Raw genomic sequence first — 19554 nt, 5'->3', positions numbered from 1 at the left:
TTTGCGGTATCACTATGGCCAACACCAGTATCGATGGCTTGGCCCTTCAGGGTGGCCGCCTCCATTCAATGAGCGAGCCCAATTTCAGCAGCATGCGCGATGGCCTCACTACGTTCTACGCAGGCACCGTCGACTCCCCCTGGATCGCTTATTTTGGCGGCGACTATACGGTCAACGACAACGTCGGCATCAGTCTCTATACAAGCCGACTCAAGGTGCCTGGAATCAGTACTACGCCGGCACCACGTTGAGCTAGCTGCTCTCAGATGATGTCGCCCTGATCGGTGGACTCAACTACTACAACGCCGTCGATGAAGGGAAACAACAGTTGGGTAGCTTCGATAACAACATCTGGAGCGGTAAGGTCGGGGTACAGTTCGGTGCTCATACCGTGATGGTCGGCATTCAGCGCAACAACGGGAGTGACGACTTCGACTACCTGCGCCTGTCCACTCGATCTACCTGGATAACTCCATCCAGTACATCGACTTCAACTCGCCCAAGGAGAAGTCCTGGCAGGTGCGCTACGACCTGGACGGGCAGGATACGGACTACACCAACGCCAACGAGGTTTACATGCGTCGCGACGAGGACGGCAATCCGCTGACCAATCAAAAGCGTTGGGAGAGCGACATCGAAGCCAATTAGGTTGTTCAAGCAGGAACACTGAAGGACGTGTCCTTCCGCATGCGCCAAGCGACTATCGGCGCAACCGATTTCGAGTCGGATCTGGATGAGGTTCGCCTCATCGTCGAACACCCGCTCGCAGTGCTTTAAGCTACGTCGGCGAGCGGCCTCCACCGGCGCTCGCCTTTTTTTCGTACCAAGGAAGACGATGAGCCATCCGGCTCTACAACAGCCTATTTCTAACCATCCAGGGCCTGAAGAGGAAAGAGGATGCTTAGGTTTATAGACAATTATGCTTGGCAGCATAAATTATAAACGCGAACATAATTGTCCATAAAGCGGCCATCAGCCTCGGCAGGCAGCTGGCTTCTTTTGGAGAAAATGGGTGTTTACGGAGCGCGTTGCCAGGATTCCGAGCGCCCGACCTTGAGAGGGAAAGTCGAGCGCTCGGCATCTAGCAGAGATGCTACTTGGTGGGGTAGTCGGCAATGACTTGGTCGGTACCGGCCTTGGTCAATCCGGTCACTTGATAGGCGTGCTGGGTGCCACCTGCCTCCATTCCAGGCGAGCCCGCCGGCATTCCAGGAACGGCTATGCCGACCAGATCATTTCGCTTGGAAAGCTCGATGACCTGGGCAGCAGGCACGTGGCCCTCTACGAACTTACCATCGATCACTGCGGTATGGCATGAAGCCAGCCGCGGAGCAACGCCCAGTCGCTGCTTAACCGAGGTCATGTCGTGCTCAACATGATCGATAACCTGGAAGCCGTTCGCTTCGAGGTGCGAGATCCATTTTTTGCAGCATCCGCAGTTGGCATCACGGTGCACATCGATTGTCAGGGCATCCGCTGCTTGAGCGGTCGACGCTACGAACAAGGCGGCCAGCACCGCCAGGCGCGCCCCTTTGCTTTTAACTTTCATGTACGTGCTCTTTGCCATCGGCAGGGGTGTGAGTTTTGGGGGCAGCTACCGGGGCCTTTTCCTCATGGGCATGCCCGGTGTCATGATGACCGGCACCGCTTTTCGCCTTTGAGCTATCTGCAGCATGGTGATCTGCACCGTTTGCAGGCTCAGCGGTATTCGAGGAGTGATGATCCGCACCGCCTGCAGCATCGCCGTGATGGTCGGCATTGGCATTTACTGCTGAACTGTCCGAAGCATGGTGATCGACGCTGGCGCTTTCATGCTGCCCCTCATGGTTGTGCATCTGGGTTTCGCCGCCCCCATGCTCGTGACCGCCGCTTGATGCAACCAGGGCTCGATACTGTTCAGCATTAAGTTTTGGCAGTTCGTTTAAGAATGCCACCATGCCCCAGATGTACTGATCGCCCATGCTCTTGCCCCAAGCAGGCATGCCCGTGGCTTTGATGCCATGCTTGATCACCCAGAAGGTTGCAGCCGGATTAGCATCGACACCGACCTTGGCCAGGTTCGGCGGAGCTGGATAGAGAGCTTGGCTTAGTTCGGTCTGGGCGACACCTGGGGCCAAGTGGCAGCCAATACACATGGAGTTGTAGTTGCCTGCCCCGGCACGGATCATGGCCTCGCCATTGAGGTTGGGAACCTGAATGTCCTGGGAGCGCACCTCAATAGAACGATCACGGGCCATCGACAGGAATGCATACACAGCTGGGAAGTGGGGATCATCGGCACCAACATTGACCAGGCCAAAATAGGCACCGGCAACAACCGCAGTGCTTCCGACGACGCCCGCCGCCACTAAGGTCTTAATTGTTCTTTTCATGTCCGCCCCTTAGAACCACATGCGAATACCGGCTACAAATCGAGCCTCGTTGGTATCTTCCCCTTCGTCGCCGGCAAAATCGGCGGTGTTGCCATAGGAGCGACTCCAGGTGACTCCGATATAGGGAGCAAATTCACGAACAATCTCGTAGCGCAGTCGCAAGCCCACTTCGGTATTGGCCAAACCAGAGCCAATCCCACGCTGAGGATCGTTTTTGCCGTAGAAATTCACTTCGGCTGTCGGCTGCAAGATCAGGCGATTGGTGAGCAGAATGTCGTATTCGCCTTCTAATCGAGCGGCGGTCTGGCCGTTTTCGCCGATGAAAGCGGTTGCTTCAGCTTCGAAGTTGTAGAGGGCCAAGCCCTGAATGCCGAAGGCGGCCCAAGTCTGCGGCGACTCCGGTTTGAAGTCCTGGCGGACACCCGCGACGACATCCCACCAAGGACCGATCGAGTGCCCGTACAAGGCCTCCAGCTCAGCATCTTCGGTGACGCCATTGGTGCGTTCGCCCTCGGAGCGAAGCCAGAGACGATTGATGTCTCCGCCGATCCAACCGATCGCATCCCAGGCTAGTGTGCTGCCTTCATCGGCATCCTGGTATTCGAGCTGGTCGAGCAGGAAAAAGTTGTTGATGGCACTGTCGTGCACCTTGTGGCCCGGCAAGGGCGGAAACGCGGCTTCACGATCTGCGTCCGTTAGAACCGGGATTGGGCTGCGGCTAGATCAGGTGCAGCCCGGCACACAACGCCGGGGCATCTGGTCGTCGATTCAACGCATTACGAACGTTCCCACCATCCCTGCCTGATAATGTCCCGGAAGGGTGCAGGCAAAGTTCAGGTTGGACGCATCGGCGAATGTCCAGACGAATTCCTTCGTCGTCCCAGGCTCAACGAGGATGGCGTTAGGATCGTCATGTTTTGCCTCAATGACCTCCGGATATCCCGGAGGATCGGAATCGCTAGGGGCAGTGAAGTGCTCCCGCCAGACGATCGACTTCGCCTTGCCCGTCGGCGTCAGCGTGCCGTCTTTGAATAGAGCCGCCATCTCGCGTTGATGTTTCAGCTGCGATTCGGCCTTGCCGATGTTGAATTCGTGCATCAGCGCCCCTTCGTTCTTTAATACGAAGCGGACGGTCTCGCCAGGCTTCACATCGATCGACTTCTGGCCGAAGCTAATGTCATCCATCTTGACGAAAACGGTACGCGTAGCAGGGGTTGCTTGGGCCTGTCGGCCAATGCTGGTTTCACTGCCAGGAGTTTGCGCAAAGGCTGGAGTTGTCGCTCCGAAGAGAAGTGCGGTGATCAACAGTTGGAGACGTGAACGTTTCATGATGAAACCTCACTGAGGTGGTTGGAAATCCTATGCTATTCCCCGGTTCCTGCCGGGGGGCTTACCCCAAAACTACAAATTAGTCAGCTTGAAAAAACGCGGCGCCGTTGTGGCGCCGCTAGGCCAAAGGAGCAATCACGGAAGGCCTTGAAGGGGGATTCTTATCGATGGCACTCTTTGTCAGCCATCATTAGCTTGTGCTCCCGCATCATCTGCCCGAGGGCGTCATCCACCAATTTGTCGTGCTTTTCCATCCAAGCGAGATGCTGTTCCGTAGATATACCGGGAGCTGGGTGTTCTTTGTGAAGCTGGCTCATCATCTCTTCGAGCATCTTCATGTGCTCCTTCATGTGCACATGGCGCTGGCCAGGAGGAGCCTTCTCCGCCTGGATCAATACGGCTTCGGCCTTCTCCCGCATTTTCTCGATGCGCTCTAGGGCGCGATCACTCCCTCCTTCAGCCCAGACAGCTGAAGACAGCAGGAGCGAAACAATCAGAAATAAAGATTTAAGCAGTTTCATAGGACAGTCTCCTCACAAGAAGCTGTGGCCGGCCCCTCTGGTTGTTGTTCATACGAGGGCCGAGAGCACAACCTAGTGCTCATGCATGCACCCTAGACAAAGCTCCCTGACAGAGGCATGAAGCTAGGATTACATTTTCGTAAGCTTCAGGTTGGGGGGGGGCATTTGGCTGCACACTCAGGTCACTCTAAATTTGGAAACCGCCCACATGAAACTTCTGGTAGCTGAAGATGAGCCAAAAATAGGCACTTACCTGCAGCAGGGCCTCACTGAGGCTGGGTTCAACGTCGACCGCGTCATGACGGGAACGGATGCACTTCAGCATGCACTGAGCGAAGCGTATGACCTGTTGATTCTGGACGTGATGATGCCGGGCCTGGACGGCTGGGAAGTACTGCGGATGGTGCGAGCAGCGGGGAAGGATGTCCCAGTGCTGTTTCTGACGGCACGTGACGGCGTCGAAGATCGCGTGAAAGGATTGGAGCTGGGTGCCGACGACTATCTGGTCAAGCCATTCGCTTTTTCCGAATTGTTAGCCCGGGTCAGGACGCTGCTCCGCCGGGGCAATAGCTCGCCCACGCAGACCACCATGAAAATAGCAGATCTTGAAGTTGACTTGTTGAAACGTCGTGCCATACGCAGTGGAAAGCGGATTGACCTGACGGCAAAGGAGTTCTCGTTACTCGAACTACTGCTGCGCCGGCGCGGCGAAGTGCTTCTGAAGTCTTTGATTGCTTCCCAGGTCTGGGACATGAATTTCGATAGCGATACCAATGTGATCGAAGTTGCAGTTCGGCGTTTGCGAGCGAAAATTGACGATGATTTCGACATGAAATTGATCCATACCGCCCGAGGTATGGGCTATATGCTTGATGCCCCGGAGTCGGAATGAACCATCTGTCACTGACAGCGCGCATGAGCTTGATGTTCATGCTTGCGGTGATCGCCGTCCTCACCGTAGCAGGACTGAGCTTCAATGAACTCAGTCGGCATCACTTCAGAATGCTTGATCGGCAAACGCTGATTGAAAAGCTCGAATCGACTCAGAAAATTTTGAGCAGCGCACGTGGTCGCGCAGGCTTCATTGAGGTGCAGCCTCAGCTTAATGCCCTGCTGGGGGCGCATGAAGACCTGGCGGCGATCATCCTCGCAAATGATGGCACAGTTCTTTTTGCCGAGCCGAGGCCTTTCAATGTCCCCGAGAAATATCGACTCCACACTGACCACGGCATGTGGGAATGGCAAGAAGGCGGGCACATGTACCGCGGGATAACAGCGCAAGTGTCTGGCCCTTATCAACCCGAGCCCCTCACAGCCTTGCTGATCCTCGACGTCACCAATCACATGCACTTCTTTGAGACGCTGCTGCGATGGTTCTGGATCGGGCTGATCATCAGCGCCCTGATAAGTGCCGCGTTAGGATGGGTTGTCGCTCGCAGTGGGCTGAGACCTTTACGACAAGTGACCCAGGTGGCTACGTCGATGTCCGCAAGGTCACTGAAAGAGCGTATCCCACTGGAGCCAGTCCCCCTTGAGCTGCAGCAGTTGGTCACCTCGTTCAATGCGATGCTTGCCAGGCTAGATGATGCGTTTGTTCGGCTTTCGAATTTCTCTGCCGATATCGCCCATGAACTGCGTACTCCGGTGAGCAACCTCATGACACACACAGAGGTGGTGCTTACCAAGAAACGCGATGTCGACGCCTATGAAGAGAACCTCTACTCGAACCTGGAAGACCTGAAGCGCATGTCGCGGATAATCGACGAAATGCTGTTCCTGGCTAAATCGGACAACGGCTTGATCATTCCGGAGCTGACGCGTATCGAGCTCAGCGAGGTGGTCGCCAAACTGTTCGAGTACTACCATCTGCTGGCGGACGAGTGCGGCATCCACCTGACCGTATCCGGTTCAGGCAATGTCCTGGGTGACAAGTTGATGCTGGATCGTGCGATCTCAAATCTGCTGTCCAATGCACTGCGTTATACCCCCGAAGGGAAGACGATCTCAGTAACGATCCGTCAGACTGGTAACGCCGTCACCCTAACTGTTGAGAACCCTGGCGAGGCCATCAAGCCTGAGCACCTGGGTAAACTCTTCGACCGTTTTTATCGCGCCGATCCCGCCCGTCGCGAAGGCAATCCGAGCAATGCGGGGCTTGGCCTGGCTATTACCCGCTCCATCGCTGAGGCTCATCAAGGCAAGATCTGGTGTACCTCTGCCAACGGCTGGACCGCCTTCCACCTGGAGTTCCCGGCGTTATGAGGGGCACGGGAGATAGTCAAGGCTGGTCACACTTGGCCCTTGACTCCGAAAGTTGACTGGAAAGCACCGCGTTATCTTGCAGAAGGAGCTGCTTGTCTGTGGTCAACTCGGTCAGTTGGGTTTCAACTCGGGTTAAGCGTTCCGCCAGCAGGGCACGCTCCCGCTCGCTTACGGCCAGGTTCGTCTGCGTCTCAGCCAAAGCCTGCGCGCCATGCCCATGACGCTGCTCCAGTGTCTGATGCATTTGTTTCACCTCGGTGAGTTGAAGTACCACCTGCCATGCGCGCTGCGGATTTGAGTGAGCGCTTCCTGGGTCGTGAGCAGCGTGTTCTGTAGGTGTGTTGCCGCTGACCGAAAACTGACCCATCAGGTCAGTTTTGACTGGCAGCATTACATCCCACTCATCGAACGCAAGCCCGGTGCGCTGCGCAATGGCGCGCCGTTTGTCGATCTGCCCAAGCCGTTGCGGCTTCTCAAGCAGGGCCTGAGACGTCACACCAACGGTGATCGAATCATGACGCAGGTAGTGGCTGCTGTGCCCATCGCTGGTCTCGACCCAGTGCTGGTGGCGGTGGAATTGGTGCTTGAGTCGGGAAGCCTGAGCGCCGATCACATCCTGAATGTTCTAGCCCGACTGACCTCCACTGCACCACCTCCTTCCGTAGAAACCAACCTACAACTCAAGGCAGCGCCTGTTGCCAATACGGCACGCTACGACCGGCTCCGTGCCACCGATGAGGAGACTCGCAATGCGTGATCTTATGGCGGAACTCAAAGAACTGCGTCTGCATGGCATGGCCAGCGCCTGGGAAGAACTGGCGTCCCAAGGCGAAGCCTCGACGGCGTCGTCGAAATGGCTGCTCGAACATCTGCTCCAACAAGAACAAGCAGATCGCGCCGTACGCTCGGTTAACCACCAGATGAACATGGCCAAACTGCCCATGCATCGTGACTTGGCAGGCTTCGATTTCAGCGCTTCCAGCGCAGATGCCCGTCTGGTCAAAGATCTGTCCAGCTTGGAGTTCACAGAGACCGCGCAGAATGTCGTGTTCATCGGCGGGCCCGGAACCGGCAAAACACATTTGGCCAGCGCCCTGGCCGTGTCCGGAATCACAACCCATAACAAACGCGTGCGCTTCAAACTTGGTTTCGGCTGACCAGTTCTGAGTCGATTGCTTGTTTTCGGACACTGCACTTCCTTCAGAACTGAGCTGCTTGCGCCAGTTGGACAAAGACATTTCGCTGACCCCTTCGCGCCGGGAAACCTCGGCCATCGACAGGTTCAGCGGGGGAAGCAGCATCTTGAGTAATGCGGCTCTGCGTTCAGGTGAATAGTACGGCACGACCAGTCTCTTTCCGCCCCCGATGTGCTTCGGAAAATTCGGAGAGGCGACAACTATCCTGACACCGGGGGGACTCCTCCGTTGCAGCGAATGCGATTATCCAGCCCTGTGGAATCGTACCGGCGTCAAAGCTAGAACAGATATTGGCCCATCAGCGAATACTGGGCGAGCACGAGGAGGCGGGACAGAGCATAGTGGGCCCAAATGTGCCACGCATAGTGGCTGAGGACTTGTAATGACTCGTTCGAGAAATCTAACCCCCGATGCTGTTGAGCAGATCGTCTCCATCCTTGACGGCTGGTCTGGGAAATTGACTTGGGACCTGCTGATCATAAGCGTCGCACGTCGTTTGCGGAGGACCTACACGCGTCAAGCGTTGCATAAGCATGAATGGATAAAGCGCGCGTTCATGTTGCGTAAGCAAATACTGTCAACTTCGGTTGGGACGAGAAAAGTCGTCAGCTCCGAAGTGCAAGTGGCAAACGACCGCATTGCACGTTTGGAAGGTGAAAATGGGCGCCTGAAAATGGAGAATGATCGACTACTCGAACAATTTGTGCGATGGGCCTATAACGCTTACAGCGGGGGCTTAGATGAGCAATTTCTATCCCGGCCTCTGCCCGTCATCAATCGAAAGCAGACGCCCTAGGCGGTGTACGAAAAGTAATGTCGTGAACATCGCAGGTGCACCCCCCGAAATCGATGGAGCCCTATATGGCTACTGAAATGCGGCGGAACACGGCATCTATGACGCTTCTGACCGATTACTCGAAAGGCCGCGCATTTTGCACCCTGCGCTTGAACTGCAAGATCGCGAGTTTATCCCTATTGTTCACAGGGAGTGTCAAAACTGCTCTGACCCACTCATCATATGACCCGGATTGTCATCTCGGCATGTTGTCCGCTGGCGGACGGAAACCCCATCGGCAAGTGCCGAAGCCTCAATATGGGACTTCGAAAGGCGTTAGCACCACCCACTTCCCATCCGTTGAAAATTCGGTTGCACAGGATGAAAGCTGTCCGAAGAGTTTGAAGGACACATCTGACAAGCAACCACAGATATGCGTGGAATCAGCCCTCGATAAAAACCTTCAACGGTGGTTCGTGCATCAGGAAGTTCTGGTGCGAGATGTTCCAGGCATAAGCGCCCGCGAGAGTGAATACCAGCAGGTCACCAATCGCTAGCTGCGCCACTGGTTGTTGTCTGGCAAGGACGTCCTTTGGCGTACACAACTGGCCCACCAGCGTCACGGACTGATCGCTGATTTGTGCCGGCTGCGAGCCTCGCAGTACCGTGAACGGATGGTCGTGGCCTTGAGCCGCAGGCGTGCGAAAGTGATGGGTACCGCCACGTCCGATGGCAAAAAACTCGCCGTGACTGCTTTTGATGTCCAGCACCTGCATGACGTAGTAACCACAGGCAGCGCTGATGAAGCGGCCGATCTCGAAACGTATGCGGGTCGCGCCCATGTCGTACTCATTGATCAACCCCTGCAGGCCCTGACAAAACCGTGGCCAGTCGAATGACTTGGCCGCGTCCTGATAGTTGATGCCCATCCCTCCGCCGACATTCAGTAGCGGCAGTTGCAGGTCGTGGTCGGCGCACAGCTGGCGGAAGGTCAGGAAGTAGCTGCGAATCAATTCAAGGTGCGCATCGACATCCAACTGGTGCGACAGCAGATGAAAGTGCAGCCCCTTGAGCTCCAGAGACGGTTCTTCGCGCAGCAATTGCAGGGCGCTTGCCAGACCTTCTTCATCCAGACCGAACGGCGTGGGTTTGCCACCCATGACCAATCGGCTCTGCGGTGTCTGGGCCAGCTTCAGATTCAGCCGCAGCATCACCGGAGCCCGCACACCGCGTTCGCGGGCGATGCGCGCCAGACTTCGCAGTTCGGTCACGCTCTCCACGTGAAACGCCGAAATCCGGTACTGCAGGGCGATATCCAGTTCGCGATCGAGTTTGCCGGGGCCACCAAAGATCAGCGGCTGGTCGGGGCACTGTTCATGCAGCCACGTCAGCTCGCCGCCGGAGGCAGCCTCGAAACCGTCCACCCACGGCGCCAGGGTTTTCAGCACCAGGGCTTCCGGGTTGGCCTTGGCGGCGTAGAACAATTCGCAGTTTTCGGGCAGTACCTGACGCATTGCCTTTACGTGCCGTTCAAGGGCAGGCAGGTCGTAGACGTAGGCGCACAATGGCGCGTCGTGTTCAGTCTTGAGCTGCTCGATGCGTTGGGTGACGGAGGCAGGAAGGCTCATGCGTGTTTCCTCTTTTCATTCATCGCCAGCGGGCTGGGCAGTAAGGTGTAACCGGCCTCGCGGTCGGCGCGCATCATCAGGCGCGTCATGAAGTTTTCCTTGCTTGGGAAGGGCGCGCCGGCGCACAACTCACGCAGTTCTGTCGGATGGCCCAGACGCGTGGATTGCGCGTGCAGCAGGTCGCCGATTCGGTCCCACAATTGTTGTTCCAGCGCGCCGCTGCCGTTGGCCAGATGGAAGATAGCTTCGCCGAGATTGTTCACCAGTGCGCAGTAGCCCACTCGTTGCCAGGCCTTTTGCGCGCTGTAGTACACCGAGCTGCGGGTACGTTCATCCAGCGCACTCAGGCGTTCAGCGGGCCAGATTTCAGGGACCAGCTTGGTGCCTTCCAGATCGCGAATCCAGACCTGGCTAGGCAGTCCGTTTTCCGCGAAGCCAATGACCGTGTTCTGCAAATGCGGCTCCAGCGCCACGCCCTGACGGAACAGGCAATACAGCACACCGCCGAGCATCTGACTGGCATAGGCATCCAGCCAGTTCAGCGTGGCTTGCTCAATGGTCAGGCCCGTGTTGTCGGCGTAGCGCTGTACCTGTTGGCGGCAGACACTGCGACCCTGTTTATCCCAGGTGAACAGTGCCATTGCCACTTGTGGCTGGTACCGCTCGCGGTCGACGACGGGAAGGTTTTCCCGGTAAACGATGCCGAAGCATTCGGTGACTTCGCGGGCCTCCTCCAGCGTACCCAGGGCGCTGAGGTCCAGGCTGGTGGCGCAGGGTTCGGGCATCAACATGAAGCCCGGTTGTTGCGTCGCCAACTCGCTCATGATGGGGCCGAGCAGGCGAGTGAGGGCGACGGCGCTGTCGAGTTCATACCAAGCGTTCTTGCGCACGCAGTTGGTCAGGCGCACGTGCATCGAGAACTTCATGAAGTAGGCCATCTGCGGATGGTAGAGCGTGCGCACCGACGACGTCGGGTACATGGCCTGACCCAGGGGGCCGAGGTAGGTGATCAAACCCTGTTGCTGCGCCCGCCGCACCAGCGGGTCGGCAAGCACGCGGGCGACCTCCCAGGGGTGGCACGGATAGGCGTCGTCGCGCCCCGACAGTTGGCGCAGAGTACTGCGTGGATCTTCACCCTGATGACGAATCAGCGTCGGATCAACCTTGAACCAGTGCAACTGAAAGCGCGCCCCAACTTCCGGCGAGCAGGCCAGCAAATCGTCATGGGAGATGCCCTCGCGACTTTTCGGTGTCGGATGCAGGGCATGGCCCCACAGTTGATGTTGCTCGGACGTCAGCAGGCTGTCGGCTGCTTGGTTGGCCGGGAGTGAATGCCGCAGAAAGGTGCGGGTGATCTGCAGGCTGTTGCCGATCTGTTGCAGCATCTCGCCGACGCGGTCGGCTCCACTCAGCGGGGTACAGAGCAGGCGCGCCAGTTCGTGGGCGTTCAACGGTCGCCAGCTCTGGTTATTGCCTTTGAAGTAGGGGGCGCTGATGTAGTGGCAGCGGCCCAGAAGACTGGCGCGGTCGATGCGTACGACCATGCGGCCACTGGGCAGGTGAATGCTGATGCAACGGCCATTGGCCTGGCGCAGGCTCATCGGCAGATCCTGGGCTTGATCGTTCAGGTTCACTTCGTTGCGGGGCAATGCGTATTCGCGCAAATAGCAATTGAGCAGGCACTCGATGCCATGCCGTTGGGCTTCGCCATCGAGGGCATGGTCATGCTGGGATACGGTGTTCAACGATACGGTATTGATAGCGAGCGTCATGCCGGAATCTCCCGGGAGGTCATCAATAGAGGGTGCGCGAGTACCATGGCCGCCATGGCCGCCAGGCACGCAACGAGAAAGGGGGACGCAATGCCGAAGGTCTGACTGACCAGAGCGGCTGCGACACCAGCAGCGGTACCGGCCCATTTGCCACTGGAGTCGAACCAGCCGAACAGGCGACCGGCGCTGCCTTTTCGGCTGCGTTGGCTCAGGCAGCGGTGCAGCCCGACAAAACTGAGCAACATGCCGGCTCCGCTGAGCAGACGCAGAATGAACAGGGGTTCGGCCTGCACGCTCCAGAATTGCAACGCGTTGCTGATTGCCAGCAGTGCCAGCCCCGGCAATAGCAGGTTGCCCTGATGCTTCTGAACCCAGGGCAGGGCCAGCAGGTAAACCAGATGCGGCAGGCTGTAGAGCACGCCGATCATGGCATCGCTGCCAATTCCCAGTTGCTCGCCGAAGGGCATGAAGTAAGGAAAGGTGACGACCATCGCGAAGCTGAACAGAAACTGCACCGCCATTAGCCGCGGCATGTCTTCCGGCAAGTCGCCCAATGCCTCTGCTTTTTTGCTGTCCAAGACATGCTTGGGGGCGTCCTTGGGCAGCGGCAGGATGAGTACGAAGGCCAGCAGCGGTAACCAGGTCAGATAGCGATACAGGCTCAATCCCATGCCTTGCGCGGTCAGCAGCCCCAACAGGATCGGGCCGCTGATCATCGCCAGGCGCGCCGAATACTGTGTCCAGTTCAGGGCGCGGGACAAATCGCCGCCCTTGAACTGGGTCGACAGGTAGGCGTTGGACGCCGCCATTGCGCCGCCGAAGGTGCCCTGGATGATCAACGCCAGGACGAACACCGTCAGATTAGGGCTGAAGCCTGCCAGCAGGAAGCCCGCGAACAGTCCGGTATGTGCACGCAGCAACGACAAGCGACAACCGTTGCGATCGGCCCATCGTCCCCAGATCGGCGCCGCCAGTGCGGTGCAGAGTGTCGGCAGTACGAACAGCACACCGATGGCCCAGCCTGGTGTGTCAGGTGCGAGGTCGGCGAGGATGCGCGGCAAGTACAACGGAATACCCAGTGCCGTGAAGGCCGACAGGTAATGCCCCAGCAGAACGCTGGTGATCAGACGCCGTTGCATGGAGCATCCTCCAGCAGGAAGTTCGCCGCGCTGTAGCCATAGAACTTGTTGATGTCACTGGCACCGGAATGCGCCTTGCTGAACAGGCTGCCGGCGCTGAGCAGGTATTTCACCGGCAGTTTCGGGCTGTCGAGCAGCCATCGACGCGCGTCGTCACAGTCGATGCCTTCTGCTTCGAGATGTTGCAGACAGGTCATGAGAGCTGACGCAGCGTGCCGTACAGACCGGATCGAGAGGCCAGGCCTGCGGTCGCTATCGCTTCCAGGATCGCAACAATATTCAGCTGCAAGGTGATGGTGCAGAACATCTCGGCCAATGGTTGGCTGCTGTCGACGCGAATGCGCTCGTCCTGCAAGACTGCCGGCAGATCAGCGAGATCCGGGCACGCATGGGTGAAGCGCTGAGGCCACAGGCGAGCGGCGTCGTTGTCCTTCATCAGCAGGCGCAATGGCTGACCTTGTTCGAACATCAAGACGGCGTTCTGCTGGTTGGCCTCCAGCGCGATGCCGTAATGCAGCCACAGCCGCAGATGGACCTGCAGCAGCAGATCGAGATAATCGTCCAGCCAGTGTTGCAACGAACCTGCGTAGAAGCGCTCGGCCAACTGTTCGAGGAAAAGGCGTCCATCGGCAAGCGGGCTGGCCAACGCGGCGACAGGTACGAGTGTGGTGTTCTCAAGACCCGTCGGGTAACGGCGCACGATATAGGCTAGGTGACGACTTTCGGCGGCATGACCACCGTGTTTTTCGTCAACGTGCAGATAACGTGACGCCAGTGCCGGATCGCGCTCGGTCAAGGCCTGCAGGGTGGTCTGGAACCAGTGACCGTCGTATAGGGTGCTGGGCTTGATCAGGCGCAAATTGCGCGTACCGAGCGTGCTGACTAACAACGGTAGTTTGATGTGCCACTGAGGTTGATTGATGCAGACCACCGTGCGCACGGACAGCGTAGGTTCGACCTGCATGGCCGAACGTGGAGCCTTGAGCGTGCCTTCAGGCAGGCCGTATTGCTCCAGTTCGCCCCATGTCAGCGGGTGTACTGGCAGTAATGAATGGCTGTTTTGCAAGGTCGGTGACAAGCCGACGTCCTCGAAGTCCGGCCAGTGCAGCGGCTGTGGGCTGGTCAGGGTCAGGGCGTTGTTGGGAATCGCCAGCCAGTTGAGTTCGAAGCGCGGCGCAAACTCCGGCGCGTAGCCTTTGAGCGCGGCGGCATCGAAGCCGCTTTTGGCCCGCGCCGTTGGATAAAACGGGTGATCCAGGTAGCTCGCCAGTTGATCGATCTTCAGCAGCCTCTGCGACCAGTCTTTCAGGGCAGTCACGTCGCTCAGCGCAGGGCCATGCTGGCGATACGCCTGATTGCACAGGGTCCGGTGTTCGGTCGCGCAATCTGCTTCTTTCAGGTACGCCGCGAACAGCGTCAGACTTTCTTCGTCCAGACCGTGGCTCAGATGGCCCAGCCAGAGCCCGTAGCCGTGTTGAACCTCGCCGTGGCTTTGCGGCGACACTTTGATCCAGGCGTCGCCTGTACCGATCCAGTCCTGCAACGGATACGCCTTGACCACCGGCAGCCATAGTTCGTCGGCGCCCAGATGGGCGATTCGCAGCCAGCTTGCGTCGGGCTGATGCTGCAAGTGTTGACTCAGTTCTTCCGGCAGCCGACAAATCTGTCCTTTGCTGACGATCCCACGGATGTCCTCGCGCAGGCAGCAATCGATGATGCGTCGACTAATGAGCGCCTGATCCGCGTCCTCCGGATGCAGGCTCATGCCACCACCCACTTCAGGTCGTTCAGGGTCGAATTCAGTTGCGCTTCGAGGCTCACGTCATCCGGCGCGATCAGTCTCAGTACGCCGACGTAGTCCTTGTTGGAATGGCTGATGGTCACGGTGTCGCCGGTATTGTGCAGTGCACGGTAATCGCACCAATGGCCTTCACGTTCGACGTTGAAGCTGGCGCTGGCCTGATCCAGACGCCCCGCGCGATCGGCAACAAGGTAATGAACGGTTGCTTCGGCTTGCGCCGGTTGCGCGTCGATCAGGTTGTCTCCCAAATGCAAAGCGACGATGCGGTCGAACCAACCCTGTGGCAGCAGCCGATCAAGCAGGAACTCGCGACCATCGCCGATGCTGCGATAGTTGATCTCAACCAGCACCGGGCCTTGAGCGGTCAGAATGAATTCGCTGTGGCAGACACCGAAATTGACTCCGAACGCTGCTACTTGAGCCATCGCGGCGGCACGATGAGCGCGGCTGAGTTGTCCATTCCAGCGCGCGGCGAGTTCTACAAAATGCGGCGGTGGTGAAAGGGTGACATCGAAGCCACCGATGGCTTGCAGATTGCGCCCGTCGCCCAGGGTTTCGAGGGTGAACAACGGACCTTCCATGTACGCCTCCAGCAACAGCGCCCGGTCCGGTTGCTGCTGCCAGAACTGCTCGCAGTAAGCGCTGAGCTCGGCGGCGTTTTGACACAGTCTGACGTCCAGGCTGGCGACGCCTTCACGAGGCTTGGCGACCACCGGCCACGGCGCAGCGGTCGGTAATGTGGCATTCGATGTGAGCACCTGGAACCATGGGCCAGGCAGACCTAGACGTTGCATGCGCTCGCGCATGGCCGCCTTGTTCTTCGCCGCATAGCACAGCCGCCAGTCCTTGCCTGGGCATTCGAATGCCTCGGCCACCATCGCTGTCGCGGTCTGCAGGTGATCGCTGTTGGAAAATACGGCGATGGGCTGCAAGTCCTGACTGTTGAGTGCCTCTATGACTGCTAGCGGATTGAACACATCACATTCGATAACATGCAGCTCTAGCGGCGAAATGTGCGAGGTGGCGAGCAGGCGCCGGTGCTCCTGAGCGTGGTCGGTGATGACCACGATCGGCAACCCGCGTGTATGGGCGGCAGGCAAGAAGCCCTCGAGAATGGCAGGGTGGGCGACGTGGGCAAGGATGACGAATGGACGTTGCATGGCAGTTTCCTGAGGGCAGCAGTTGCCCGTCCCGGAGGATCGGGCAACTGGTTTACAAGTGCGCAAGTGCGCGGTTTTAGAAGCGGTAGTTGACGCCTAGGGTGAGCGAGCGCTCTGGCGCGGGTTGACGACCCCACGGGCTGGTGTCGATACCGCGGAAGTAGTACTCGCGGTTGAACAGGTTGCTGATGCCCGCGGACGCGGTCAGGACGCTTTTGTCTGCCAGCTCGAACTCACGCTCAATGGCGGTGTTCCAGACCCAGTAAGCAGGCAGTTTGCCCACGCTGGCAGTGGCATTTTCATCGCTTGAGTTAGCGGCATCGGTGTAAGCGCTGCTGATGTACAGACCGTCGAGGTTGTAGGTCCAGTGCTCGGCAAAACGGTAACGGCCGTCTATCGTGAACTGATTGCGCGAAGCGTACGGCACCTCGTTGTCTTTGAATGTGCCGTTGCGTTGCTTGGCGTCGAGGTAGGCATAGCTGGCGTGCAGGTCCAGATCAGGCATGGCTTGCGGCGTCCAGAAAATTTCGCTCTCGAAACCCTGATGACGCGTGCTGCCAAGGTTGTCGAAACGGTCGGTTCTGGCGTTGTAGATGATCTGATCGTCGAAATCGATGCGGTACAGATTTAAGTCGACGCGCAGGCCGTCCCACGGCGTATAGCGCACGCCGGTCTCGTAGTTCCACGCCAATTCGGCGCCGACATCGCCTTCCTTGACGATCTGCGTGACTTGCGGTGGACGCAGGGACTTTTGGGCGTTGGCGTAGACAAACCAGGCGTCGGTCGCCTGGTAACCCACCGTTAGGCCCGGCAGCCATTCTTCGGATTTGTTCTCGCGCGAGAACCCGGTGATGCCGTCTGCGTAATCCATGCGGGCGTTTTCGTAGCGCACGCCGGGGGTGATGGTCAGGCGATGATCGAGCAGACTGATGGCGTTGCTGAGGTAGAACGCGCGGGCGTCGTCATCGAACTTCCAGTCCCGGAACGGCGTCGTCACGCCGGTAGCGACGCGCTGGCGGTTGACCTTGTAGTCGATGTCTTCGCTGACATAACGGGCGCCCAGCAACCAGGTCTGGCCAACCGTGTCACCATCGATGGTGGCACTGATGCGCGGCTCCGTGCCCCAGACTTTAAAGTCGCGTGGGCCGTCCTGTTTGGTCACCGCCGTACCGTCCGGAGTGAACGGCAGGCCGAGCACGAAGTTGCGGTAGCTGTCGTGGGCGAAGTTGGTCCAGCTATATTCTACTGAGTCGAACGGCCCCATGGCGCCCAGGCGCTGGGTGTAGGTGCCCCACACGCGATTGGTGTCGCCCTCGAAGCGGTCCAGCGGACGCGTCGATTGCCGTGGATCATCCTTGTAATCCCGCACGCTGAGTGCTCCGGCCAGGTCCATATCGGCCTTGTAGTGCTGGATACCGAAGCTCAGATCGCGATCGTCGTCGATGTTCCACAGGCCGCGCAGACGGTAGTTCTGCACATCGGTGTCGGAGTGCTCGCGCCCGTATTCGCCACCCAGGGTATTGAGGTCCAGTTGCAGGCCGAAGTTGTCGGTCAGGTAGCCGCCGGTGCCCACATAGTTGTCCCACAACTGGCGCCCGCCAGCGTTGAACGTCAACTTCTCCTGCAGAGTGGTTTCCCACTCGCGCGGAATCGGCTTGCTGATGAAGTTGATCACCCCGCCAACGTTGTTCGGACCGTATTGCACCGCTGCGCCCCCACGCACGACATCAATACGGTCTACAGTGGCCATGGTCACTGGAAACAGCGAAAGACCCGTCTGGCCGTACGGCGCCAGTGCTAGTGGAATGCCATCCGACAACGCTTGAATCCGGCCGCTACGACTCTCGTACAGCCCGCGTACCGATATCTGTGGCAAGGCGCCGGTGCCGGTTTCGTCAAAGATCTTGATGCCCGGTACCCGTTGCAGCGCGTCGTCCACACCGCGGACGCTGGCTTTTTTCAGTTCGCTGGAGTCGACAACGCTGCGACTGCCGGCATAGGTACGCACCTCCTGATCGCTGGCCGTCCCGAGAACGTCACCCTGAATCATCATGGGTGCCAGTTCCATGTTACTGGCAGGTCTGGTGGACAAATCGACGGGTTGATCGGCGGCCATGGCACCGTGACAGATGCCCAAAGTGATAAGACTGAGTGAAAAATGTAGGGAGTTTGTTGTTGTTTTCATGTGGACTACGTTGGCTCATTTTTACTGTTGGAGAGAATGCAGGCGGGCTTTCAATGCGTTATGCAGCAAGCCCCGGTCTTCACCGGCCAGAAAGCTTTGGACCCCGCGAGCGCGCCACAGCGTGTTCTGTTCAGCAGTGCGGGGGTTAGCGCAGAATGGTATTGCGGCGCTGAGGCAGGCATCAGCCATGTATTGCAGCGTTTGCCAGACTTGGGAATTGAGCGGGTCGGGGCCTAGACCGAGATCGAGCGACAGATCCAGTGCGCCTTCCAGAATCATGCCGACGCCCGGCAGTTGCAGAATCTCGCCGAGAGCGTCGACCCCGGCGCGGCTTTCGATCATGGGAATAATAGGGGTCTGACGATTGGCCAGATCGATGTATTCGGGTAATGGCAGGCGACCGAAACCGGTAATGCGTCCGCCGGTTATTCCGCGTTTCCCTAAGGGGGGAAAGAACGCCGCTTCAATGGCGCGCTGAACTTGCGCAGCACTTTCGGTGCGTGAAAGGACAATGGCTTCGATGCCGGCATCCAGTGCCCGACCGATCAGTTTTTCGTCCACTTGAGGTATGCGCAGCCAAGGCGAAATGCCAGCGGCCTCACATGCGCGGACACAATGCATGATGTCTTCTTCGGAGCGCAGTAAGTGCTCAAGATCGAGAATAACGAAATCGTAGCCCGCAAACGCGAGCATTTCGCAGAGCATCGGTGAAGGTAGAGAATTGAGCAAGCCGTAGACGTTGTTCCCTGCTTGTAACCGGGAAAACACCGGAGAGGTTCGTATCATTGACGCATATCCTTCAGGGTGGATGCGCGTTAATAATAATCATTCACAATCATAAGTAAACATTTTTAGTCGCCGATTCGTGATATTCGTGATGGTCCTCATAAAAATCCCGTTCTTGGTGTAATGCTGTTCACTGATTCGCCCCGGATTCCCGCCACGACTCACCCGATGGCATATGAGGGGGCTGGGGCGATTTCTGAGTTTTGTAGCAGGCAGATGTTCTACGAGGTGGATGGACCGGCAGTGGTGACACGGCTCGAAGCCATGCTTCAGCACATGAAGAGTCTGGCTCCGTTTTGCTGCCCCGGTGTATCTGAGTAGTTTTTTTATCATTTCAATATATGCATGAGTGCGCATACATGAACATAATTAATGAGCCCACGGATGTCATCGTTATTGGTGCGGGCCAAGCTGGGCTCGCGTGCGGTTGGCATCTGCGGCAGCAGAACCTCAGGTTTCTAATCCTGGATGCCGAGAGCCAGCCAGGTGGAAACTGGCGCAATTACTACGACAGCCTGAGACTTTTTTCCCCTGCTGCTTACACATCGTTACCTGGGATGCCCTTTCCAGCTGAAGTCAAGCTGTTGCCGCCGCCGCACTATTGACCCGGGTGCCGACGCTATGCTGA

General features: G+C 58.0%; 17 protein-coding genes and 6 pseudogenes. 8 read left to right on the top strand and 15 right to left on the bottom strand.

Annotated elements, in window-relative coordinates:
* Nucleotides 1–14 precede the first annotated feature (14 nt).
* Together FQ182_RS30955 and FQ182_RS30950 are read left to right on the top strand one after the other, a co-directional pair.
* On the top strand, nucleotides 15–251 hold the full coding sequence (locus FQ182_RS30955) for an OprD family outer membrane porin (RefSeq protein WP_371923886.1): 237 nt from the start codon (nucleotides 15–17) through the stop codon (nucleotides 249–251).
* A 5-nt stretch (nucleotides 252–256) separates the two neighbouring features.
* Nucleotides 257–777: pseudogene (locus FQ182_RS30950) on the top strand (OprD family outer membrane porin).
* A 316-nt stretch (nucleotides 778–1093) separates the two neighbouring features.
* Here the strand turns inward: FQ182_RS30950 and FQ182_RS16050 are convergent.
* The 5 genes and pseudogenes from FQ182_RS16050 to FQ182_RS16030 all read right to left on the bottom strand — a co-directional run bounded on the left by FQ182_RS16050 (nucleotide 1094) and on the right by FQ182_RS16030 (nucleotide 4222).
* The gene (locus FQ182_RS16050; protein WP_092234828.1) at nucleotides 1094–1549 is read right to left on the bottom strand and encodes a DUF411 domain-containing protein; all 456 of its coding nucleotides are present in this window, start codon (nucleotides 1547–1549) and stop codon (nucleotides 1094–1096) included.
* Nucleotides 1539–2372: a cytochrome c gene (locus FQ182_RS16045; protein WP_092234830.1), complete on the bottom strand. Its 834-nt coding sequence runs from the start codon at nucleotides 2370–2372 to the stop codon at nucleotides 1539–1541. Before FQ182_RS16045 ends, FQ182_RS16050 begins: the two co-directional genes overlap by 11 nt.
* A gap of 9 nt (nucleotides 2373–2381) precedes the next feature.
* Nucleotides 2382–3092: pseudogene (locus FQ182_RS16040) on the bottom strand (copper resistance protein B); the annotation flags it as partial.
* Nucleotides 3093–3140: 48 nt separating this feature from the next.
* Nucleotides 3141–3701 (bottom strand): plastocyanin/azurin family copper-binding protein, encoded by a 561-nt coding sequence (locus tag FQ182_RS16035; RefSeq protein WP_092234833.1) that lies wholly within the window; start codon nucleotides 3699–3701, stop codon nucleotides 3141–3143.
* A gap of 161 nt (nucleotides 3702–3862) precedes the next feature.
* Complete coding sequence (locus FQ182_RS16030; RefSeq protein ID WP_092234836.1) at nucleotides 3863–4222, bottom strand: co-regulatory protein PtrA N-terminal domain-containing protein; 360 nt, start codon at nucleotides 4220–4222, stop codon at nucleotides 3863–3865.
* 208 nt (nucleotides 4223–4430) lie between these two features.
* On the opposite strand from FQ182_RS16030, the gene FQ182_RS16025 reads away from it, so the two are divergent.
* Both FQ182_RS16025 and FQ182_RS16020 read left to right on the top strand, forming a co-directional pair.
* Nucleotides 4431–5114 carry a heavy metal response regulator transcription factor gene (locus FQ182_RS16025; protein WP_149413305.1) on the top strand — a complete coding sequence of 228 codons (684 nt, stop codon included), beginning with the start codon at nucleotides 4431–4433 and terminating at the stop codon, nucleotides 5112–5114.
* On the top strand, nucleotides 5111–6484 hold the full coding sequence (locus FQ182_RS16020; RefSeq protein WP_092234838.1) for a heavy metal sensor histidine kinase: 1374 nt from the start codon (nucleotides 5111–5113) through the stop codon (nucleotides 6482–6484). Before FQ182_RS16025 ends, FQ182_RS16020 begins: the two co-directional genes overlap by 4 nt.
* Before the next feature lie 16 nt (nucleotides 6485–6500).
* Here the strand turns inward: FQ182_RS16020 and FQ182_RS16015 are convergent, their stop codons facing one another.
* Entirely contained in the window at nucleotides 6501–6728 is a 228-nt protein-coding gene (locus tag FQ182_RS16015; RefSeq protein ID WP_139273562.1) for a hypothetical protein, read from the bottom strand.
* 123 nt (nucleotides 6729–6851) lie between these two features.
* Between FQ182_RS16015 and FQ182_RS16010 the strand changes: the two are divergent.
* Both FQ182_RS16010 and FQ182_RS16005 read left to right on the top strand, forming a co-directional pair.
* Nucleotides 6852–7241 (top strand): annotated as a pseudogene (locus FQ182_RS16010) (IS21 family transposase); the annotation flags it as partial.
* A pseudogene (locus FQ182_RS16005) lies at nucleotides 7234–7623 on the top strand (ATP-binding protein); the annotation flags it as partial. The pseudogenes FQ182_RS16010 and FQ182_RS16005, both read left to right, overlap by 8 nt.
* On the opposite strand, the pseudogene FQ182_RS16000 reads toward FQ182_RS16005, so the two are convergent.
* Nucleotides 7624–7827 (bottom strand): annotated as a pseudogene (locus tag FQ182_RS16000) (transposase); the annotation flags it as partial. It abuts the pseudogene before it with no gap.
* Nucleotides 7828–8062: 235 nt separating this feature from the next.
* Between FQ182_RS16000 and FQ182_RS15995 the strand changes: the two are divergent.
* Nucleotides 8063–8476 carry a hypothetical protein gene (locus tag FQ182_RS15995; protein WP_092234844.1) on the top strand — a complete coding sequence of 138 codons (414 nt, stop codon included), beginning with the start codon at nucleotides 8063–8065 and terminating at the stop codon, nucleotides 8474–8476.
* A gap of 422 nt (nucleotides 8477–8898) precedes the next feature.
* Here FQ182_RS15995 and FQ182_RS15990 read toward each other — a convergent pair whose 3' ends face one another.
* The 8 genes from FQ182_RS15990 to FQ182_RS15960 form a co-directional block, all read right to left on the bottom strand.
* On the bottom strand, nucleotides 8899–10083 hold the full coding sequence (locus tag FQ182_RS15990; protein ID WP_092234847.1) for a type III PLP-dependent enzyme: 1185 nt from the start codon (nucleotides 10081–10083) through the stop codon (nucleotides 8899–8901).
* Entirely contained in the window at nucleotides 10080–11855 is a 1776-nt protein-coding gene (locus FQ182_RS15985; protein WP_092234850.1) for an IucA/IucC family siderophore biosynthesis protein, read from the bottom strand. The genes FQ182_RS15990 and FQ182_RS15985 overlap by 4 nt, the downstream gene beginning before the upstream one ends.
* Entirely contained in the window at nucleotides 11852–12994 is a 1143-nt protein-coding gene (locus FQ182_RS15980) for an MFS transporter (protein WP_092234853.1), read from the bottom strand. The genes FQ182_RS15985 and FQ182_RS15980 overlap by 4 nt, the downstream gene beginning before the upstream one ends.
* Nucleotides 12979–13191 (bottom strand): hypothetical protein, encoded by a 213-nt coding sequence (locus tag FQ182_RS30325; RefSeq protein WP_256666216.1) that lies wholly within the window; start codon nucleotides 13189–13191, stop codon nucleotides 12979–12981. The genes FQ182_RS15980 and FQ182_RS30325 overlap by 16 nt, the downstream gene beginning before the upstream one ends.
* A complete protein-coding gene (locus FQ182_RS15975; protein WP_256666215.1) occupies nucleotides 13188–14759 on the bottom strand; it encodes an IucA/IucC family protein in 1572 nt (523 codons plus the stop codon). Before FQ182_RS15975 ends, FQ182_RS30325 begins: the two co-directional genes overlap by 4 nt.
* Nucleotides 14756–15955, bottom strand: a complete 1200-nt coding sequence (locus FQ182_RS15970; protein ID WP_092234859.1) for an acetyl-CoA carboxylase biotin carboxylase subunit family protein — start codon at nucleotides 15953–15955, stop codon at nucleotides 14756–14758. Before FQ182_RS15970 ends, FQ182_RS15975 begins: the two co-directional genes overlap by 4 nt.
* A gap of 76 nt (nucleotides 15956–16031) precedes the next feature.
* Nucleotides 16032–18140 (bottom strand): TonB-dependent siderophore receptor, encoded by a 2109-nt coding sequence (locus FQ182_RS15965; protein WP_092234862.1) that lies wholly within the window; start codon nucleotides 18138–18140, stop codon nucleotides 16032–16034.
* A 21-nt stretch (nucleotides 18141–18161) separates the two neighbouring features.
* The gene (locus tag FQ182_RS15960; protein ID WP_178114469.1) at nucleotides 18162–18926 is read right to left on the bottom strand and encodes an HpcH/HpaI aldolase/citrate lyase family protein; all 765 of its coding nucleotides are present in this window, start codon (nucleotides 18924–18926) and stop codon (nucleotides 18162–18164) included.
* 359 nt (nucleotides 18927–19285) lie between these two features.
* Between FQ182_RS15960 and FQ182_RS15950 the strand changes: the two are divergent.
* Nucleotides 19286–19528, top strand: a pseudogene (locus FQ182_RS15950) (FAD-dependent oxidoreductase); the annotation flags it as partial.
* Nucleotides 19529–19554: the final 26 nt, after the last annotated feature.

Origin of the sequence: Pseudomonas sp. ANT_H4 (assembly GCF_008369295.1) — a bacterium.
Taxonomy (GTDB): Bacteria; Pseudomonadota; Gammaproteobacteria; order Pseudomonadales; family Pseudomonadaceae; genus Aquipseudomonas.
This window is presented reverse-complemented; position numbering and strand designations above follow the sequence as displayed.

Bases quoted from the DNA above. Each gene is read 5' to 3' on its own strand.
- FQ182_RS30955 (WP_371923886.1), top strand. From the start codon at position 15: ATGGCCAACACCAGTATCGATGGCTTGGCCCTTCAGGGTGGCCGCCTC.
- FQ182_RS16050 (WP_092234828.1), bottom strand. From the start codon at position 1,549: ATGAAAGTTAAAAGCAAAGGGGCGCGCCTGGCGGTGCTGGCCGCCTTG.
- FQ182_RS16045 (WP_092234830.1), bottom strand. From the start codon at position 2,372: ATGAAAAGAACAATTAAGACCTTAGTGGCGGCGGGCGTCGTCGGAAGC.
- FQ182_RS16035 (WP_092234833.1), bottom strand. From the start codon at position 3,701: ATGAAACGTTCACGTCTCCAACTGTTGATCACCGCACTTCTCTTCGGA.
- FQ182_RS16030 (WP_092234836.1), bottom strand. From the start codon at position 4,222: ATGAAACTGCTTAAATCTTTATTTCTGATTGTTTCGCTCCTGCTGTCT.
- FQ182_RS16025 (WP_149413305.1), top strand. From the start codon at position 4,431: ATGAAACTTCTGGTAGCTGAAGATGAGCCAAAAATAGGCACTTACCTG.
- FQ182_RS16020 (WP_092234838.1), top strand. From the start codon at position 5,111: ATGAACCATCTGTCACTGACAGCGCGCATGAGCTTGATGTTCATGCTT.
- FQ182_RS16015 (WP_139273562.1), bottom strand. From the start codon at position 6,728: ATGCATCAGACACTGGAGCAGCGTCATGGGCATGGCGCGCAGGCTTTG.
- FQ182_RS15995 (WP_092234844.1), top strand. From the start codon at position 8,063: ATGACTCGTTCGAGAAATCTAACCCCCGATGCTGTTGAGCAGATCGTC.
- FQ182_RS15990 (WP_092234847.1), bottom strand. From the start codon at position 10,083: ATGAGCCTTCCTGCCTCCGTCACCCAACGCATCGAGCAGCTCAAGACT.
- FQ182_RS15985 (WP_092234850.1), bottom strand. From the start codon at position 11,855: ATGACGCTCGCTATCAATACCGTATCGTTGAACACCGTATCCCAGCAT.
- FQ182_RS15980 (WP_092234853.1), bottom strand. From the start codon at position 12,994: ATGCAACGGCGTCTGATCACCAGCGTTCTGCTGGGGCATTACCTGTCG.
- FQ182_RS30325 (WP_256666216.1), bottom strand. From the start codon at position 13,191: ATGACCTGTCTGCAACATCTCGAAGCAGAAGGCATCGACTGTGACGAC.
- FQ182_RS15975 (WP_256666215.1), bottom strand. From the start codon at position 14,759: ATGAGCCTGCATCCGGAGGACGCGGATCAGGCGCTCATTAGTCGACGC.
- FQ182_RS15970 (WP_092234859.1), bottom strand. From the start codon at position 15,955: ATGCAACGTCCATTCGTCATCCTTGCCCACGTCGCCCACCCTGCCATT.
- FQ182_RS15965 (WP_092234862.1), bottom strand. From the start codon at position 18,140: ATGAAAACAACAACAAACTCCCTACATTTTTCACTCAGTCTTATCACT.
- FQ182_RS15960 (WP_178114469.1), bottom strand. From the start codon at position 18,926: ATGATACGAACCTCTCCGGTGTTTTCCCGGTTACAAGCAGGGAACAAC.